General features: G+C 63.4%; 13 protein-coding genes. 8 read left to right on the forward strand and 5 right to left on the reverse strand.

Going from position 1 to position 15,195, the window contains the following annotated elements:
* Nucleotides 1-81 precede the first annotated feature (81 nt).
* The 4 genes from P0D84_RS23685 to P0D84_RS23700 all read left to right on the forward strand — a co-directional run bounded on the left by P0D84_RS23685 (nt 82) and on the right by P0D84_RS23700 (nt 6,022).
* Nucleotides 82-945, forward strand: coding sequence for a MurR/RpiR family transcriptional regulator (locus P0D84_RS23685; protein ID WP_408340931.1), 864 nt, complete (start codon nt 82-84; stop codon nt 943-945).
* Nucleotides 946-1,202: 257 nt separating this feature from the next.
* A complete protein-coding gene (locus P0D84_RS23690) occupies nt 1,203-1,955 on the forward strand; it encodes a PA3715 family protein (RefSeq protein ID WP_408340933.1) in 753 nt (250 codons plus the stop codon).
* A complete protein-coding gene (locus P0D84_RS23695) occupies nt 1,948-3,225 on the forward strand; it encodes a DUF3142 domain-containing protein (protein WP_408340935.1) in 1,278 nt (425 codons plus the stop codon). Before P0D84_RS23690 ends, P0D84_RS23695 begins: the two co-directional genes overlap by 8 nt.
* Nucleotides 3,212-6,022, forward strand: coding sequence for a hypothetical protein (locus tag P0D84_RS23700; RefSeq protein ID WP_408340937.1), 2,811 nt, complete (start codon nt 3,212-3,214; stop codon nt 6,020-6,022). The genes P0D84_RS23695 and P0D84_RS23700 overlap by 14 nt, the downstream gene beginning before the upstream one ends.
* A 19-nt stretch (nt 6,023-6,041) precedes the next feature.
* Here P0D84_RS23700 and P0D84_RS23705 read toward each other — a convergent pair whose 3' ends face one another.
* The 3 genes from P0D84_RS23705 to P0D84_RS23715 all read right to left on the reverse strand — a co-directional run bounded on the left by P0D84_RS23705 (nt 6,042) and on the right by P0D84_RS23715 (nt 9,697).
* A complete protein-coding gene (locus P0D84_RS23705) occupies nt 6,042-7,580 on the reverse strand; it encodes a Fic family protein (RefSeq protein WP_408340939.1) in 1,539 nt (512 codons plus the stop codon).
* A gap of 195 nt (nt 7,581-7,775) precedes the next feature.
* Complete coding sequence (locus P0D84_RS23710; protein WP_408340941.1) at nt 7,776-8,816, reverse strand: IclR family transcriptional regulator; 1,041 nt, start codon at nt 8,814-8,816, stop codon at nt 7,776-7,778.
* Entirely contained in the window at nt 8,813-9,697 is an 885-nt protein-coding gene (locus tag P0D84_RS23715) for an IclR family transcriptional regulator (RefSeq protein WP_408340943.1), read from the reverse strand. Before P0D84_RS23715 ends, P0D84_RS23710 begins: the two co-directional genes overlap by 4 nt.
* 249 nt (nt 9,698-9,946) lie before the next feature.
* Here P0D84_RS23715 and P0D84_RS23720 point away from each other — a divergent pair, with 249 nt between their 5' ends.
* The 4 genes from P0D84_RS23720 (at nt 9,947) to P0D84_RS23735 (ending at nt 13,751) form a co-directional block, all read left to right on the forward strand.
* The gene (locus tag P0D84_RS23720) at nt 9,947-10,906 is read left to right on the forward strand and encodes an MBL fold metallo-hydrolase (RefSeq protein ID WP_408340945.1); all 960 of its coding nucleotides are present in this window, start codon (nt 9,947-9,949) and stop codon (nt 10,904-10,906) included.
* Between the two features lie 66 nt (nt 10,907-10,972).
* The gene (locus tag P0D84_RS23725; RefSeq protein WP_408340947.1) at nt 10,973-12,691 is read left to right on the forward strand and encodes an FAD-dependent oxidoreductase; all 1,719 of its coding nucleotides are present in this window, start codon (nt 10,973-10,975) and stop codon (nt 12,689-12,691) included.
* 51 nt (nt 12,692-12,742) lie between these two features.
* On the forward strand, nt 12,743-12,979 hold the full coding sequence (locus P0D84_RS23730; RefSeq protein ID WP_408340949.1) for a DUF2783 domain-containing protein: 237 nt from the start codon (nt 12,743-12,745) through the stop codon (nt 12,977-12,979).
* A 76-nt stretch (nt 12,980-13,055) separates the two neighbouring features.
* Nucleotides 13,056-13,751, forward strand: coding sequence for a 4'-phosphopantetheinyl transferase family protein (locus P0D84_RS23735; RefSeq protein ID WP_408340951.1), 696 nt, complete (start codon nt 13,056-13,058; stop codon nt 13,749-13,751).
* A gap of 111 nt (nt 13,752-13,862) precedes the next feature.
* On the opposite strand, the gene P0D84_RS23740 is transcribed toward P0D84_RS23735, so the two are convergent.
* Together P0D84_RS23740 and P0D84_RS23745 are read right to left on the reverse strand one after the other, a co-directional pair.
* On the reverse strand, nt 13,863-14,690 hold the full coding sequence (locus tag P0D84_RS23740; protein WP_408340953.1) for a 4'-phosphopantetheinyl transferase family protein: 828 nt from the start codon (nt 14,688-14,690) through the stop codon (nt 13,863-13,865).
* Nucleotides 14,691-14,702: 12 nt separating this feature from the next.
* Entirely contained in the window at nt 14,703-15,182 is a 480-nt protein-coding gene (locus P0D84_RS23745; RefSeq protein WP_408340955.1) for a hypothetical protein, read from the reverse strand.
* Between the last annotated feature and the right edge of the window lie 13 nt (nt 15,183-15,195).

A 15,195-nucleotide genomic window follows, 5' to 3' on the forward strand; every position in this document is an offset into this window, starting at 1 on the left:
TTTTACAGCTGCATAAGGCCGAATAAAGCTGATTGAAGCTGCGACGCGACGCGGATTCATTTAACCCTTAAGGAACACCGGGTGTCCGCACCGAACTTGATTCCCCACATCCGTGGCGCGCTGGACAATCTGCGGCCCGCCGAGCGCAAGGTCGCCGAGATGGTGCTGAGCGATGTCGACTTTGCGATGCGCGCGAGCATCACCGAGCTCGCGCAGCGCGCTGACGTGTCCGAGCCTTCCGTCACGCGGTTTTGCCGCGCGATCGGCGCGCATGGCTTGCGCGACTTCAAGATGCAATTGGCACAGAGCGTGGCGGGTGGTGTGCCGTATGCATCGACGGCGGTTGCACGTGATGACGATGTGCAGACGTTGATGGACAAGGTGGGTGAGGCTGCGGTCGATGGGATCACGCATGCGTGTGCTGCGTTGGATCCGGTGGTGGTCGAGAGTGCGATTGCGGCGTTGTCGAGTGCGGGGCGGGTTTTCTTCTTTGGCGTGGGCTCGGGGTCGGGACTCGTCGTGCAAGACGCGGCGTTAAGGTTTTTGCGGCTGGATATCGCGGCCACTGCGTTTACCGATGGTCATTTGCAGCGTCTATACGCAGGCCTCATGGAGCCGGGTGATGTGGCGTTTGCGATTTCGCATTCGGGCCGCAGCGTCGAAGTGAATGAAAGTATTCAGATCGCCAAGGAACGTGGCGCGACGACGATTGCGCTGACTAATGTCGGCTCGCGGTTGGCGTGGTTGGTGGATATTCCGCTGCTGCTGCGCGTGCCGAGTCCGATCGATCCGAATACGCCCGGGGTGTCGCGGCTCGTGCATCTGTGCATCATGGATGCGCTGGCGATCGGCGTCGCGTTGAAGGCGAGGCCCAAGACGCTTGAAAAGATGCGGCACGCCAAAGCACGGTTGTCGTCGCATGAGCCGGAGGCGGCGGGGGATTGACCAGGATGGTCCGCGTCAAGAACCCCGTAACGAACGCATAAGCGGTCACTCAGCTTGAGGACGCCAGGCGATCATGCCGGCCGTCCGCGCTCGAACTTCCGGCGAGCCTGAACACGTCGCGACGGCCTCGTATCCCGGCGATTCCCATCCCTTTCGCGTCTTTGTTTTACAGCGAACAGCGCGCACCCTAAAATCCGCCGGGTTGACTGAATCCGTCAATCACCGCATGTCGTCGAAAAAAATATCCTGAAGGGAAAATGAAAAAACTATTAGCTTCAGCCGTGCTCTGTCTGCCCCTGTTCGCTCACGCCGCGACTGACGCCACCGCCGACTGCCAGTCCCACCTCTCCACATGGATGAAAACGTTGCATCCCGGCCGGCAACTCGACACTGAACATGCCGCGTGCAAAATCTGGCCCGCCGACCCTTCGCTGACGCTGGCCGTGCAGGCCCTGCCGAAAGCGGGCAATACAGACGACGGAGGAGAGTACGACCTCGAAGTGCTGGTCGCCGACAGCAAGTCGGGTGCAATCATCGCGCATGAATATGAACCGGCGGCTATCAGTTCCGACGCGATCCGGTTCAGTCAAATCGATCTGGATACCGCTCGCTATCAACTCACTCCGCAATTGCGCGCATTCGGCGTTCGCGTGACCTACGAGGGTTCGTCGCGCGTCAATCCGTACGAAGGTCAGTCGCTGAGCTTGTACGTGCTGGACGGTCATGCGCTGCGCCGCGTGGTCGACGATCTGGCGGTCCAGAACAATTCCGGCGAAGGGGACGGCGATTGCGCCGGTACGTTCTCGGCGATCACGCGCACGCTTGCCGTTGGTCCGGCTAATGGCGCCGGCTACGCGACGCTGCGCGTCGGCGAAACCTCGAAGGAAAGCCTCAGCAAGCAGACCAGCAAAGACTGCGTATCGACCGATCGTCCGGCAAAGCGCACCACCACGACGCTCGAATACGACGGCACCGCTTACCGCGTGCCGAAAGCATTGCACTATGAGTGACGGCGGTTCAGCATCGGCGCGGCGGCGAGTCTGCAGCGCGCTCGCCGCGTGTGCCGCGTCGCCACTGGCGTTGGTGCTTACGCTGATGCTGACGCTCGTCAGCGGATGCAGTAAGGCGCCCGCATCCCTGCCGAACGACGCCTATATCTGGCAACGCAAATGGACGCCGTCCGTCACGTCCGCGATTGCGCGAAGCAGCGGCTTCGTTCAAACGTGGCATGTGCTCGCCGCCGAAAAAGACTCGCAAGACGACTGGACCCTCATCTCGCCCGACTGGGCGACCCTCGCCGCAACCCACGCGCCGGTAACAGCCGTGGTGCGGATCGACGGCCAACTCGGCGATCTGACCACGTTGCCCATCGCGCGTATCGTCAAACTCGCCGATGACTGGAAGCAACACGGCATCACGCTCGCGGCCATCGAAATCGATCACGATTGCGCGACGTCCAGGCTCGCCGGCTATACGCGCTTCCTCGCCACGTTACGTGCGCAACTCGATCCCGCGATCAAACTGACGATCACCGCTTTGCCCGCCTGGCTCGGCAGCCCCGCGCTCGACGCGTTGCTGGCCCATGCCGACGAAGCCGTCCTTCAGGTGCATGCGGTCATGAATCCGGCGCAAGGCCTGTTCGATCCGACACAGGCACGCGCATGGCTGCGCGAATTCGCGCAGCATACGAAGCGCCCATGGCGCGTCGCGTTGCCGACCTACGGCACGCGCGTGACGTGGGGCGACGACGGCCGCGTGGCCGGCATCGAAAGCGAACGTCCGATGCTGCTCGCGAATGGCTTCGCGCAAGGTGTTGCGCATGAGCTCGTCGCGCAACCGGAACAGATCAGCGCGTTCGTCACGCGGATAGAGCGCGATGCGTTGCCCGGAATCACGGGCATCGTCTGGTTCCGCTTGCCCACCGACGCCGACGATCGTGCATGGAGTCTCGCCACCTGGCGTGCCGTGCTCACGCGGGCGCCGCTTATCGCCACCATTTCCGCGGACGCGCACCAAAGCGCGCGGCAACCGGGGCTTTTCGACGTCTCGCTCGTGAGCGGCGGCAATACCGACGCACCCTTACCCGCTGTCATCCGCACCGATGCCTCATGCGAAGCCGCCGACGGCATCAACGGCTACGCACTCGATTACGACGCGCATGGCATGCTGCTGCGCCGCGTTCAACCCGGTTTGCTGCGCGCGGGCATGCGCCGCGACATCGGTTGGCTTCGCTGCGGCGGAGTCGATAACAAAAAGGTCTCTGTTCATGTTGAACCGTAAATATGTTGCGCTGGTTGGCGGCGTCGCGTTGTTGGCCGGCGCCGTCATCGTCCATGCTTGCGGACCGTTTTTTCCGCTGCAATTGCTCGACAATCGCGCGGGCACGCTGTCTGGCACGCCGAATAATTCGTTTGCGTATGAGGCGTCGCGTCTCGTCACGCCGGACGATCATCTGCTGGCTCCTGAAGCCGTGCAGGTTCCGGCGGGGCAGCAGCGGGTCGATCCAGCGAAGGCGGCGTTGGCCGATCTCTCGTCAGAGCAGGTCGCGACGCTGGCCACAATGGGCAAGGCCGCCGACGGTGATGCAGCATACGCAATGGGGACCGGCGTGCCGGAGGCGCCGCGGCTCTATGCGGCCGCTGACGTCGATTTCGGGCATGCGCTGGCGGGCTGTGTGAGCACGGCAGCCGCCAACAGCCCGGCCGCTGCGGCGCCCAGCGCCTCGTCAACTACGAACGCGAAGAGCAGCACGGCCGCTAGCAACGCAGCCGCTGTGTCCAGCGCCTCGCCAACTGCGAACGCGAAGGGCCCCGCAGCCGCTGCGCCCAGCGCGTTGCCAGCCACGAACGCGAAGGGCTCCACGTCCGCCAACAGCCTGGCCGCTGCTGCGCCTAGCACCTCGCCAACTACGAACGCAGCGAGCCCCACCGCCCCGCAATCCGCCTGCGCCGCCCGTGAACCGCTCCTCAACCGCGCGGCCACGCGGCTCGACGCGATCCTCGCATTGCCCGGCTCAACCGGCGCCCCACGCGCGGTAGCCGCCGCAACCGAACTCGCAGCGATTGCCCAGGCGCGCGCGGATGACTGCACAACCGGTGACGCTTGTGCCGCCTTCACAGCCGCGTTGCCCGCTGCCTATGCAAAACCGCGCACGCTCGCGGCGAGCGGCGCCCCCGATCCCGAAGGCCTCGCGGTAGCCAGCTTCGGTGACGAAGCACTCACCTATCTGCACGACAAGCAGACCGGCAAGCACTGCGACTACCGCAGCTTCATGAACGACACGCCATGCGCGGCGGGCATCGAGCCGGGGGATCTGAAACAGGCCATCGGCCTCTACGCGCAGCAGGCGGCGCGCGGCGGCAACAGCGGCTTGCAATCCCTGCGCGTCATCGCCGCGTGGGCATTAGCCGACAAGGCGCGTGTCGCGTCACTGATCGACGACCCGGTTGCACAACGCCTACTGGTGTCCTATGCGCTCGCGCGTGAAGGCGACATTGTCAGTGACCGGCCGGAGAGCGCGTTCGAATACTACGGCGGGTACGACAACAGTTACGGCCCAACCGGCTATGCCGATGCCGCCCGTGGCGACAAGGGCATCACACCGAACCCGGCGTTAGTGTCCCTCGTCGAAGCGATCCAGCAGCGCGGCATCGATCATGTGGCAGGCGGCGATCGCCTCGCCGCGCTCGCCTACCGCGTCGGCCGCTACGATTTTGCCAGTGCGCTGGTGACGCGTGAACACAGCGCGCTCGCTAGCTGGGTGAGCGCGAAGCTGGCATTGCGCCGTGGCGATACAGCGGCGGCCATTACGGCTTATGCGCAGGCATCCAGACATTTTCCGTCTTCCGATTCGAGCGTCGAGCCCGGCGGCGCGGCTTTGATTCAAGGCGAGCAGGCGGTGCTGACGTTGTCGCGCGGGCAGTATGTCGAGGCGCTCGGCTATCTGTTCGACGCGGCGTCCCGCCAGGACACCGTGGGCTTCTACGAAGACAACTCCACCGATGTCGCGTACGCAAGCGATATGGCGTACATCGCCGAACGCGTCCTCACAACGGATGAGTTGAAGCAGTTCATCGATTCACGCGTGCCGGCCTCGCCGGTCCCGCCGATGCCACCGGCCGATGCGGGTGCGGATGCTTACTACTCGCTGCGTCCGAGCACGGGCGATACGTTGCGTTATCTGCTCGCGCGCCGTCTCGTGCGTGACGGCCGGATCGACGAAGCGCTGCCGTATTTCCCCGCCGACAACGATCCGCGTTACGGCTCGTTCGATTACACCGGAAACCAAACCACGCGCAAGCAATTACAGCTTCGCAAGCTCGCGAGCGACTATGCGGCCGCGCTGGACCAGGCGCAGCACGCATGGACCCGCACGAACCGCGCGCGCGGCTGGTTCGCCGCGGCGATGCTGGCCAGGCAGTCCGGGATGGAATTGATGGGCTACGAGCAAGCGCCGAATTATCACGACGTGGACGGCGCGTTCTACGGTGGCTCCGGGCGTTCGGGTGTTGTCCGGCCGCGGCTGGATCCGGACGCCGGCGCGGACGCAGCCCGTACGATGAAAGCCGCGCCGCCGGCGGACACACCGGCGGCGCGCGCGGAGGCGGATCTGGCGGGACCGTTCGTCACCGTCGATGAAAAGCGCCGTTATGCGGCGAGTGAGAGCAAACCGATGACGCGCTTTCACTACCGCAACATCGCCGCCGACTACATCGCCAAAGCGGCCGATGGGCTGCCGCCGCGCTCGCAGGCCTTCGCGGCAGTGCTATGCCGCGGAACCGACTGGATGCGCAACGACGATTCGTCGCGCGCGCTCGGGTTTTATCGGCGCTATGTGAAAGAGGGCGCTTATGTCGATTTCGGCGGACCGTTCGGCACGCTGTGCCCGGCACCGGATTTCCGGGCAGCGGCGACGTTCACTTATACGCAGGCGTGGCACAACGTGAAGCGCGATGCAGGACGCAACAAGAAGCGCGTCGCGCTGCTTGGACTGTTGATCGCCGCGGGTGTGAGCGGCTTGGGTGTGTGGCGCTATCGGAAAGCGAAGGCGCGGCGGACTGAGAACAATAACGCGTGACGTGGGTGCCGGCGGCGGACTAGTCGCTTTGCTCGTCCGCAAACGCTTCGGTCACAGCCTGCATGATTTGCGCACTCAACCCCGGCCGCTCGTCGAGAAGTGGATAGCGCTTGCGCAAGCTGTTCGACACGCTGTTGCCGTTCTGCCGGACGCTGCGAATGATGCTGTCCAGATCGTTGTCCGGCGCTTCGAGAAATTCCTTGATGGCGCGCCGTGCTGTGTCGTTGGCGTGCAGAAAGCGCGCCTCGGCGCGCATTTCATGCGTGAGCGTCACGTCGATCAAGTCGGCAAGATAGATGACGTGTGCGGTCAGATCAGGATAGCGCCAGGCGGGCAGCGCGTCGTCATAGGCGCGAAAGTGCAGGTTGTATTCGACACCGTCTTCTGCGATCTCAGTCTTGCCGAACGTGTACTGGTCGGCATAGTGTTTCATCAGCGGGCGCGAAAAGCGTTCGAGCACCTTGTCGTAAGCGGCGCGATCGCGCGTGCTGTGGGTGATCGTTGCTGAGACCGGCAAGATGATCGGCGCGGGCACCGCCCCGTCGCGACGCAGAATGTCGTTGATCAGGAAGCGCGAAATGCGGCCGTTGCCGTCGGCCATGGGGTGCACATAGACGAAACCGAACGACGCCGCTGCGGCGCGGACGATCGACGCACCACCGTTGGTACGTTCCAGAAAACGGCTAAGCCCCGCGAGCATCGCCTCGATATGTTGCCAATGCGGCGCGATGTAGTCGACCACCGGTTGATAGCGCGCGATGTGTCCCACGTACACCGGCGAGCGGCGGATGCCGTAACGCAGGGCCGACTGCCCGAGAATGCCACGTTGCAAGACGTCGAGTGTTTCAGCGTCGAACGGATTGGCATGCTGTCCGCATTCGCTTTCCATGACTGCGGCAAAGCGGCGGATTCGATCCTCTTTGTCCTGCTCGTGTTCGATCAGAAAGCTCGCGCGGCTCTCTTTGACCGTCAGCCAGACGGCGCTGCGCAAGATCAGGTCGATGCCGTAGGCCGCTTCCAGTTCGGCGAGCGGCGCGGCAAGGTTGTACGCTTCGGCGCGCTGAACCGCTCCGACACGGCGGATCAACGGGCAAAAATCCCGATTGCCCGGCAGATTGTCGCGCACGCGCCAGCGCGCGTTGTTGACCGGCGTGCCTACGACGAAGTCTTCGGGATTCAACGCATCGACATAGTTTCCCCGGGACACGCCGGGTGCGTCCAATGGCTCCGGCATCAGCCATTCATAGAAAAAGCAGGCGCGGCGGGCATAGGCGCCCGTGGGTTCGCGGGCGATCCATGCCTCCAGCTCCTCGCGCACGGATTGCCGCGCATAGAGCCGCGCGAGGAATTCCAGATGAATGCCCTCGTGCCGGAAGGCGAAAGTCAGGTTATCGGTCAGGCTGGCGGTTGGGCGATAAGGTTCGGGGTAAACCTCGCGGCGGATGTCACCGTCGGTAGAGGTTGAGCGAGTCCGGCCGATCTCGCTTTGAACGGCGAACGGGTGCACCGGTACGACGCCGTACCTGTTGGATAGCCATTGATAACCGATCTGCGGCATGATTTTCGATCCGGGTGGCTGAGACGCGCTGGAGGACACGTGTTTCGCTCCGTTTCGCTCAGTTTCGATTACTCGGCTCGCAAAACGATTAAAAAACGCGTGTTTTCCAAAAAAACGATTATACGGCGCCGGTGCATCGTTTCGATTACTCGGCTCGCAAAACGATTAAAAAATGCCGGTTTTTAGAAAAAACGATTACTTGCCGTTTGTTGAGGCAGCTTTTCCAAGGTCGCTTGCCGCCGCCATCCATCCAAACCGCCGCGACAATCTCAGGGTCGCCGCGCGCAAAGTCTGCGCCGGGCCGCCCGCGAGTTCGCTGTCGAAGCTGCCGCTCGGTCCCATCAGCGCGAGCACGAGACAGATGCTGCCGGTATGGTCCAGCACCGGCGCGGCCAAGGTATTGATGCCCGGCACCGGGCGGCTCAAGGCCGTGTCGATACCGTCCGCGCGGATTTGCGCGAGGCGCTGCGCGTAGGCTTTTGTTAGCTGCGGCTGTGGCTGCGGCTGTGGCTGCGGCTGTGGCTGTGGCTGTGGCTGTGACTGTGGCTGTAGCTGTAGCTGTAGCTGTGGCTGCGGCTGCGGCTGCGGTTGCGGTTGCGCCGCGTCTTTGCGACCCGCGGCCGATGGACCGTCCACCGCCCCCGCAAAAATCTCCCTCTCCGCGGCCCCCGCCAGCCGCAAATGATCCTGCGCCAGCAGACCACTGCGCACATCGTCCGCGACATAGGCCGCGAACACACGACCAATCGCCGTATTCACCAGCGACATCACCGTGCCGACCCGCAAGCTCACATGCAGCGGCCGCGCCGATTCTTCCAGGCGCACGACGGTCGGCCCGAGCGGCCCGAGCACCGCCATCGCGACGCTCATGCCCGTCGACGTCGCCAGCTCAACCACTTCCGGCTCAGCTTCGCGCGTCGGCGACAAACGTTGCAGGCCGATCAACCCCAGCTCAAGCGCTAGAGGCCCGGCTTCGAAGCAGCCGGCCGCGTCCCGGTTGAGCAAACCGATCTTGAGCAGACTCACCAGATGCGGAAACGCCTTGGCGGGCGGCATGCCGGCAGCGGCCGCAAGATCGCGCAAGGTCAATGGCCGCGCGGCGGCAACGAGCGCACCAAGCAACTCGCCGGTGCTGTCGAGCGACTGGATGCCACGCTGCGGCTTCGCATCGGCGGATGTGGCAGCAGGGGCAGAAGCCCCGGAGGCCGTGTACGAGCTGGAGAGAGAATCGGTCACGATGCGGAAGAAGCGAACAAGGAAGGTGCTGCCGCAAGCTCGGCGCTAATGTCGTGAACCGCTGCAAGCAGCGCGCGGGCCGTCGGACCGTCGGCGGCGACGTCGATCGCGCCCGTTGAGCCGATCACGGTCAGCGCGAGGCACAAGCGGCCGTCCGCATCGAGCACCGGCGCGCTCAAACTGCTGATGCCCGGGCTCGGCACATCGACGCTGCATTCCAGCCCGCGTGCGCGGATTGCATGTAAAGCCGCTTCGAAAGCGGCGCGTTCATCGGGTGGCGTCATCGCGCTACTCGCAGCACCCGACTGATTCGCCCACATCCCCTCCAGCGCCTCGCGTGGCAGATAAGCGCAAAACACGCGACCCGTCGACGTGGCCGGCAGCGACATCACGGTGCCCACATGCAGATTCACATGCAGCGGAAAGCCCGCATGCTCGTAGCGAACGATGGTCGGCCCCTGCGGCCCCGCAATACAGATCGCGACGCTGAAGCCGATCGCCTCGGCTAAAGCCACGACGCGCGGCACGGCGGCGCGAAACGCCGGCTGGTTCTCCAGATGCATCAATCCAAGCCGCAACGACAGCGGCCCGGGTTCATAGCGGCCCGACAGCTCGTCGCGTTTGATCAGGCCTAAGCGGCTCAAGCTCACCAGATAAGCATGGGCCTGCCCCGGTGCAATCTGCGCGGCGGTGGCGAGATCGGACAAAGCCAGCGGCGTGCGCGCCTGGGCGAGCGCCAGCAACACACGGCCGCCCACTTCAACGCTCTGAATCCCGCGCTGCGTCTTGCCGCCATCCGCTGTCTCGTTGCCGCCCGCGCCTTTGCCGGCGACCGATTTCGCTGCCTTGTTCACACCCGCTCGTCCGTAAAAAGGGTCCATGTTAGCCGAAGCCCTGCGCGAAAGTCCGCGCCTTCCTGTTTTCATCTTAGGTGTTTATGAGTTTGCGTATAGCGATACATTTCGCTATTGACAAATAAACTGGCGTGGCCATAAGATGCATTCACCCCGACGTACCGGTGCAGTCACAGAGTCAAAACGGGGCGAGACAATCTCCAATACAGTCAGTCCGCGCATCTGAACGCGCAGCCGGCCGTCTCGCCTCACGTCCAACTTTTGAGGGAGACAAGCATGGCAAAGGCATTCGCATCCCAGGCCGATCTGGAAGTCAAGAAAGTCACGTGGACCAAGTTGTCGGAGAACGCCTATGCGTACACGGCGGAAGGCGATCCGAACTCGGGCGTGATCATCGGCGACGACGGCGTGCTGATCGTCGACACCACCGCCACGCCGGCCATGGCGCAAGACCTCATCGCGAAGATTCGCAGCGTCACCGACAAGCCGATCAAATATGTCGTGCTGTCGCATTACCACGCGGTGCGCGTGCTCGGCGCGTCGGCGTATTTCGAAGAAGGCGCGCAGCAGGTGATCGCGAGCCGTGGCACGTACGAGATGATCGTCGAGCGCGGCGAAGCGGACATGAAGTCAGAGATCGAACGCTTCCCGCGTCTCTTTGCCGGCGTCGAAACGGTGCCGGGCCTGACGTGGCCGACGCTCGTGTTCGAAAAAGAAATGACACTGTTCCTCGGCAAGCTCGAAGTGCGCATCGCGCATCTGGGCGCCGGTCATACGAAGGGCGATACGATCGTGTGGCTGCCGTCGCAGAAGGTGTTGTTCTCCGGTGATCTGGTCGAATACGACGCCGCCTGCTATTGCGGCGATGCTCAACTCGAACAATGGCCGGCCACGCTCGAAGCGCTGCGCGCGCTGAAGGCCGACAAGCTCGTGCCGGGCCGCGGCCCCGCCTTGACCACGCCGGAAGACGTCAACAAGGGCCTCGATTACACGAAAGATTTCGTCACCACGCTGCTGCAGCAAGGCCGCGAAGCCGTCGAACAGAAGCTCGATCTGAAGGCCGCAATGGCGCACACCCGCAAGGCGATGGACCCGAAGTTCGGCCACGTGTTCATCTACGAGCACTGCCTGCCGTTCGACGTTTCACGTGCCTTCGACGAAGCGAGCGGCATCACGCATCCGCGCATCTGGACCGCGCAGCGCGACAAGGAGATGTGGGACGCGCTGCAAGCCTGATAATGGCATGAAAAGGCCGGAAAGCGTCAAGCGGAGCAGAGCAGAGCAGAGAAGGACGGAGACAAGATGAGCATCAACTACCAGACGCTGTCGTTCGAGTATCAGCCGTGCCGCGAACAAAGCGAACAAAGCGGGCAAGGCGGTGCGGAGCAGGCGCCCTATCCCGTGATCGTGGTCGGCGCGGGGCCGGTGGGCCTCGCTACCGCTATCGATATCGCGCAGCAGGGCGTGCCGGTCGTCCTGGTCGACGACGATTGTTCGTTGTCCACCGGTTCGCGGGCGATCTGCTTCTCGAAGCGCTCGTTCGATATCTTCGACCGGCTTGGCTGCGGGCAGCGCATGGTGGACAAGGGCATCAGCTGGAATGTCGGCAAGGTGTTCCTGAAAGATGAACTGGTGTACACGTTCAATCTGCAGCCGGAAGCGGGCCACAACCGGCCCGCGTTCATCAACCTGCAGCAGTACTACGTCGAAGGCTTTCTGCTCGAACGCGCGCGGGAGATGCCGAATCTCGAGATCCGCTGGAAGAGCAAAGTGGTCGGCGTGCAGCAGAGCGGCACGCCGGGCACGGCTCAAGCCAGCGTGACGCTGACTGTCGATACGCCTGACGGACAGTACCCATTGTGCGGCCGCTACGTGGTGGCCGCCGACGGCTCGCGCAGTCCGATGCGCAATCTGATGGGACTCGACAGCAAGGGCGTCACATTCAAAGACCGCTTCCTGATCGCCGACGTGAAGATGGAAGCGGAATTTCCGACCGAGCGGTGGTTCTGGTTCGATCCGCCGTTCCACCCGAATCAATCGGTGCTGTTGCATCGTCAGCCGGATAACGTGTGGCGGATCGATTTCCAGTTGGGCTGGGACGCCGATCCGGTGCTGGAAAAAACGCCGGAACGTGTGATCCCGCGCGTGCGTGCATTGCTTGGGCCCGACGCGAAGTTTGAGCTGGAATGGGTCAGCGTCTATACATTTTCGTGTTTGCGCATGGAGCGGTTCCGGCACGGCAATGTGTTGTTCGCGGGCGATTCGGCGCATGGCGTGTCACCGTTTGGCGCACGCGGCGCAAATAGCGGCGTGCAGGACGCGGAAAACCTCGCATGGAAACTGGCGATGGTGCTCGAAGGTCAAGCGTCCGATGCCTTGCTCGACACGTATGCAAGCGAACGCGAATTCGCCGCGGACGAAAACATCCGCAACTCCACGCGTTCAACCGATTTCATCACGCCGAAGAGTCCGGTCAGCCGCGTGTTCCGTGACGCTGTGCTGAAGCTCTCGCGGCATCACCCGTTTGCGCGGCAGTTGACGAATAGTGGCCGCCTGTCGGTCCCGGCGGTGCTGCGTGATTCCCCGCTGAATACATCGGACGGCGACAGCTTCGAAGGTTTGATGGTGCCGGGTGCATCGTGCGTCGATGCGCCGGTTCGTGTGGGCGGGCAACCGGCATGGCTGCTTCAGCAACTCGGCCAGCAATTCACGGGCGTGTTGTTTTGCGGCTCGCAAGCTATCGATCAGGCGACGCGAGCTGCGCTGGATGGTTTGCGCAGCGGTCCGATTCCGCTGAAGCTTGTCGTGGTGACGAGTGGCGCTGCACAGGTCGCTGCGGCTTCGGGTGCTAATGTGGTGCACGACGTCGATGGTCTTGCAGCCGCGCGTTACGACGCCAAACCGGGCACGTTCTATTTGATCCGCCCGGACCAGCATGTCTGTGCGCGCCGGCGGCAACTCGATGCGAGCTTTGTGGTGGGTGCGTTGAAGCGAGCGTTGTGCGTGGAAGGGGTGGCCTGAGGGTATCGGCAGACGCAGCACATCGGCACAAGAAAATAGCAGGAGACAGTCATGGCATTGAACACGCAACCCAATCTCACGCGCCCCGACGATTTCTACGAGGCGCTGATCGACATGCATCGCGATCTGAACGATGCACAGAGTCAGTCGGCCAATGCGCAGCTGATCCTGTTGCTCGCCAACCATATCGGCGATCACGTGACACTGCTCGAAGCAATGCGGCACGCGCGTGAGGGCGTGATCGACGCTGCGGTGCAAGGCTCACAGGGGCATTCGCTGGCTGCTTGAATAAACAGGAACGCCAGATCGGGTACAGTCGCGCATATTCCCTTGCGACTGTACGTTCCACATCCGAACCTTCGCGATGTATTCGATCGAACCTATTCCATTGCCGCACGACGGCCCGTCCGACATTTCGTTGTGGCGGGTCGATTTCGCTTTCGACACGCCGTTGGAGCATGCTGCCTTCGCGCCACTCAGCGACGAAGAACGCGCGAGAGCCCAAAGCTTTCGTCGCCACGAAGACGCGTTGCGTTTTGCAACGGTGCGCGCGGCACTGCGCGAGCAACTCGCGCGGCGTCTCGGCATCGCGGCATACGCCGTCCGGTTCAATCTCGATGCGAACCACCGTCCTCATCTCGCCAATTCCGACGCATACGATTTCAACGTCTCCCATGCGGGCGCGCATGGACTGATCGCGATGTCGCCGCGCCGGCGCGTCGGCGTCGATATCGAGCAGTACAGCGATAAATTCGATTGGCGCTCGATCGCATCATTGACGCTCGATGCCAGCGAGGTGGCGTGGATCGAGCAGCTAGGCGTCACGCAGCAGTTCGCTGCGTTTTACGACGCATGGGTCGCCAAGGAAGCGCTCGTCAAAACCACGGGTGTGGGCATCACGCGCGGCTTGCAGCATCTGACGGTGCTGCCGCGTGATAGCGACGAGGTGAGGCTGCGCAATCAGATTCCGGATGACATGCGCGAGGTCGCAGCGCAGTGGGTCGTGGCACCGCAGGCTTATGCCGCATGTGTGGCGTGGTCAATGACCACGTTCCGTTAAGACACCCAGGGCTGAATGCGGAGCGCTTCGCTTGATCCGGCCTACCACGTGGCGGACCGCGTCGCCGTGCAGATAGTCAATGCGTCGGATTTGCCCCACCGGCACGCCACACTACGCATCGGGCTTGCCAAACGCCAACGCCTTCGGCCATCCAAAGGCATGCACGTGCGTGACCGGCGGCGCGAGTGCAACCGCCGCGCGAATCTTGCCCGACATCGGCAGATCGAGCACATGCCACTGGCCATGTTCGGCAAGGTCGAACGCGCTGGCTGTGGCATCGCTCGAGAGCAGATCCGGATCGATATCGGCGGGCGTGTAGCGCAACGCATTGCATAAGCTGCCGTAACGCGCGCGTCGGCGTGAGTCTTGAGGTGCGTCGTCGAGCGCGGCGCCCGGCGAGGGTACGACGACGCTCAGACCGAGCGTCGCGGAGGCAACGCCGATGACGATCCAGATACCGCCGTACGCGATATCGATGGTGATGCCCCGCCCGTCATGCGGATGACGCGCGCGCAACTTCTCATTGCCGTCGTCCTGCAAATCCACGGCGCGTGGGTCGCAGTCGAACAGATTGGCAACGATCCAGCGCGTCACCACGCGTGCACTGATAAATCGTTTGCGTAACGCCGAGTTCGGATGAAGCCGGGCGCGCTCGCGCTCTACCTTCGACAGCCATGCATCGCCTTCCTGCACTGCCACCGGTAGCCATTCGCAACGGAACCGCCACAGGTGCAACTCGCCCGCGCGTGGCACGGCGACGCTGCGCGAAGCGTGGCGAGTCAGCGAATGCGAGACGAATTGCGGCGCGGCCACGCCGACGATAGCGTGTGCGTGTCGAGCAGGTTGATCGGCTTGCAAGCCGTGTGCGTGATTCGTTGCCTGGGAGTCGACGCCGTCATGCACATGCGGCAGCGAGAGATAAGCGAGTTCCAACGTCATGCGCTCGGGTCCTCAATGCATATACGTGACGCGGCGCGCTTGCACGTCGAGTTCGACCCCAGCGTCGAGCAGATCGATGGCGAACCAGCGGATCAGCTTCAACACGCCGCTGACGGCCGGCGCCGGCAGCCATTCGTTGAGCATGCGCAGCGCAGCGCCGCTGTGCGTTTTCTGCAGCAGCGCGATGGTTTGCAGAATCACGGCTTCGTCCTTGCCGAGATCGCTGGCGCAGCGGCAGCGCATGTCGAGCGGACGATAGGACACGTGCATCAGCGAACGCATCAGCAGGTCGAAATGTTCAATGCCGTCTTGCCGCAAGCCCACGCCGCTCAGGATGTCGCGCCAGTGCACGGCGCCGCGCGCCGTTTCACACGCGGGCCGCAGCCACGTGCGTACGGCGCTGAGGACCGTGCGGTCGGGCGCGTCGGTGGTGTCCGTGACGTGATCGTCGACCAGTTCGGGACGGCTGCTGTACTGAGAGCGGAAATCCATGGTTGCTCCTGAA

Origin of the sequence: Paraburkholderia sp. RL17-337-BIB-A, from assembly GCF_046025895.1 — a bacterium.
In the GTDB taxonomy this organism is placed as follows: domain Bacteria; phylum Pseudomonadota; class Gammaproteobacteria; order Burkholderiales; family Burkholderiaceae; genus Paraburkholderia; species Paraburkholderia fungorum_C.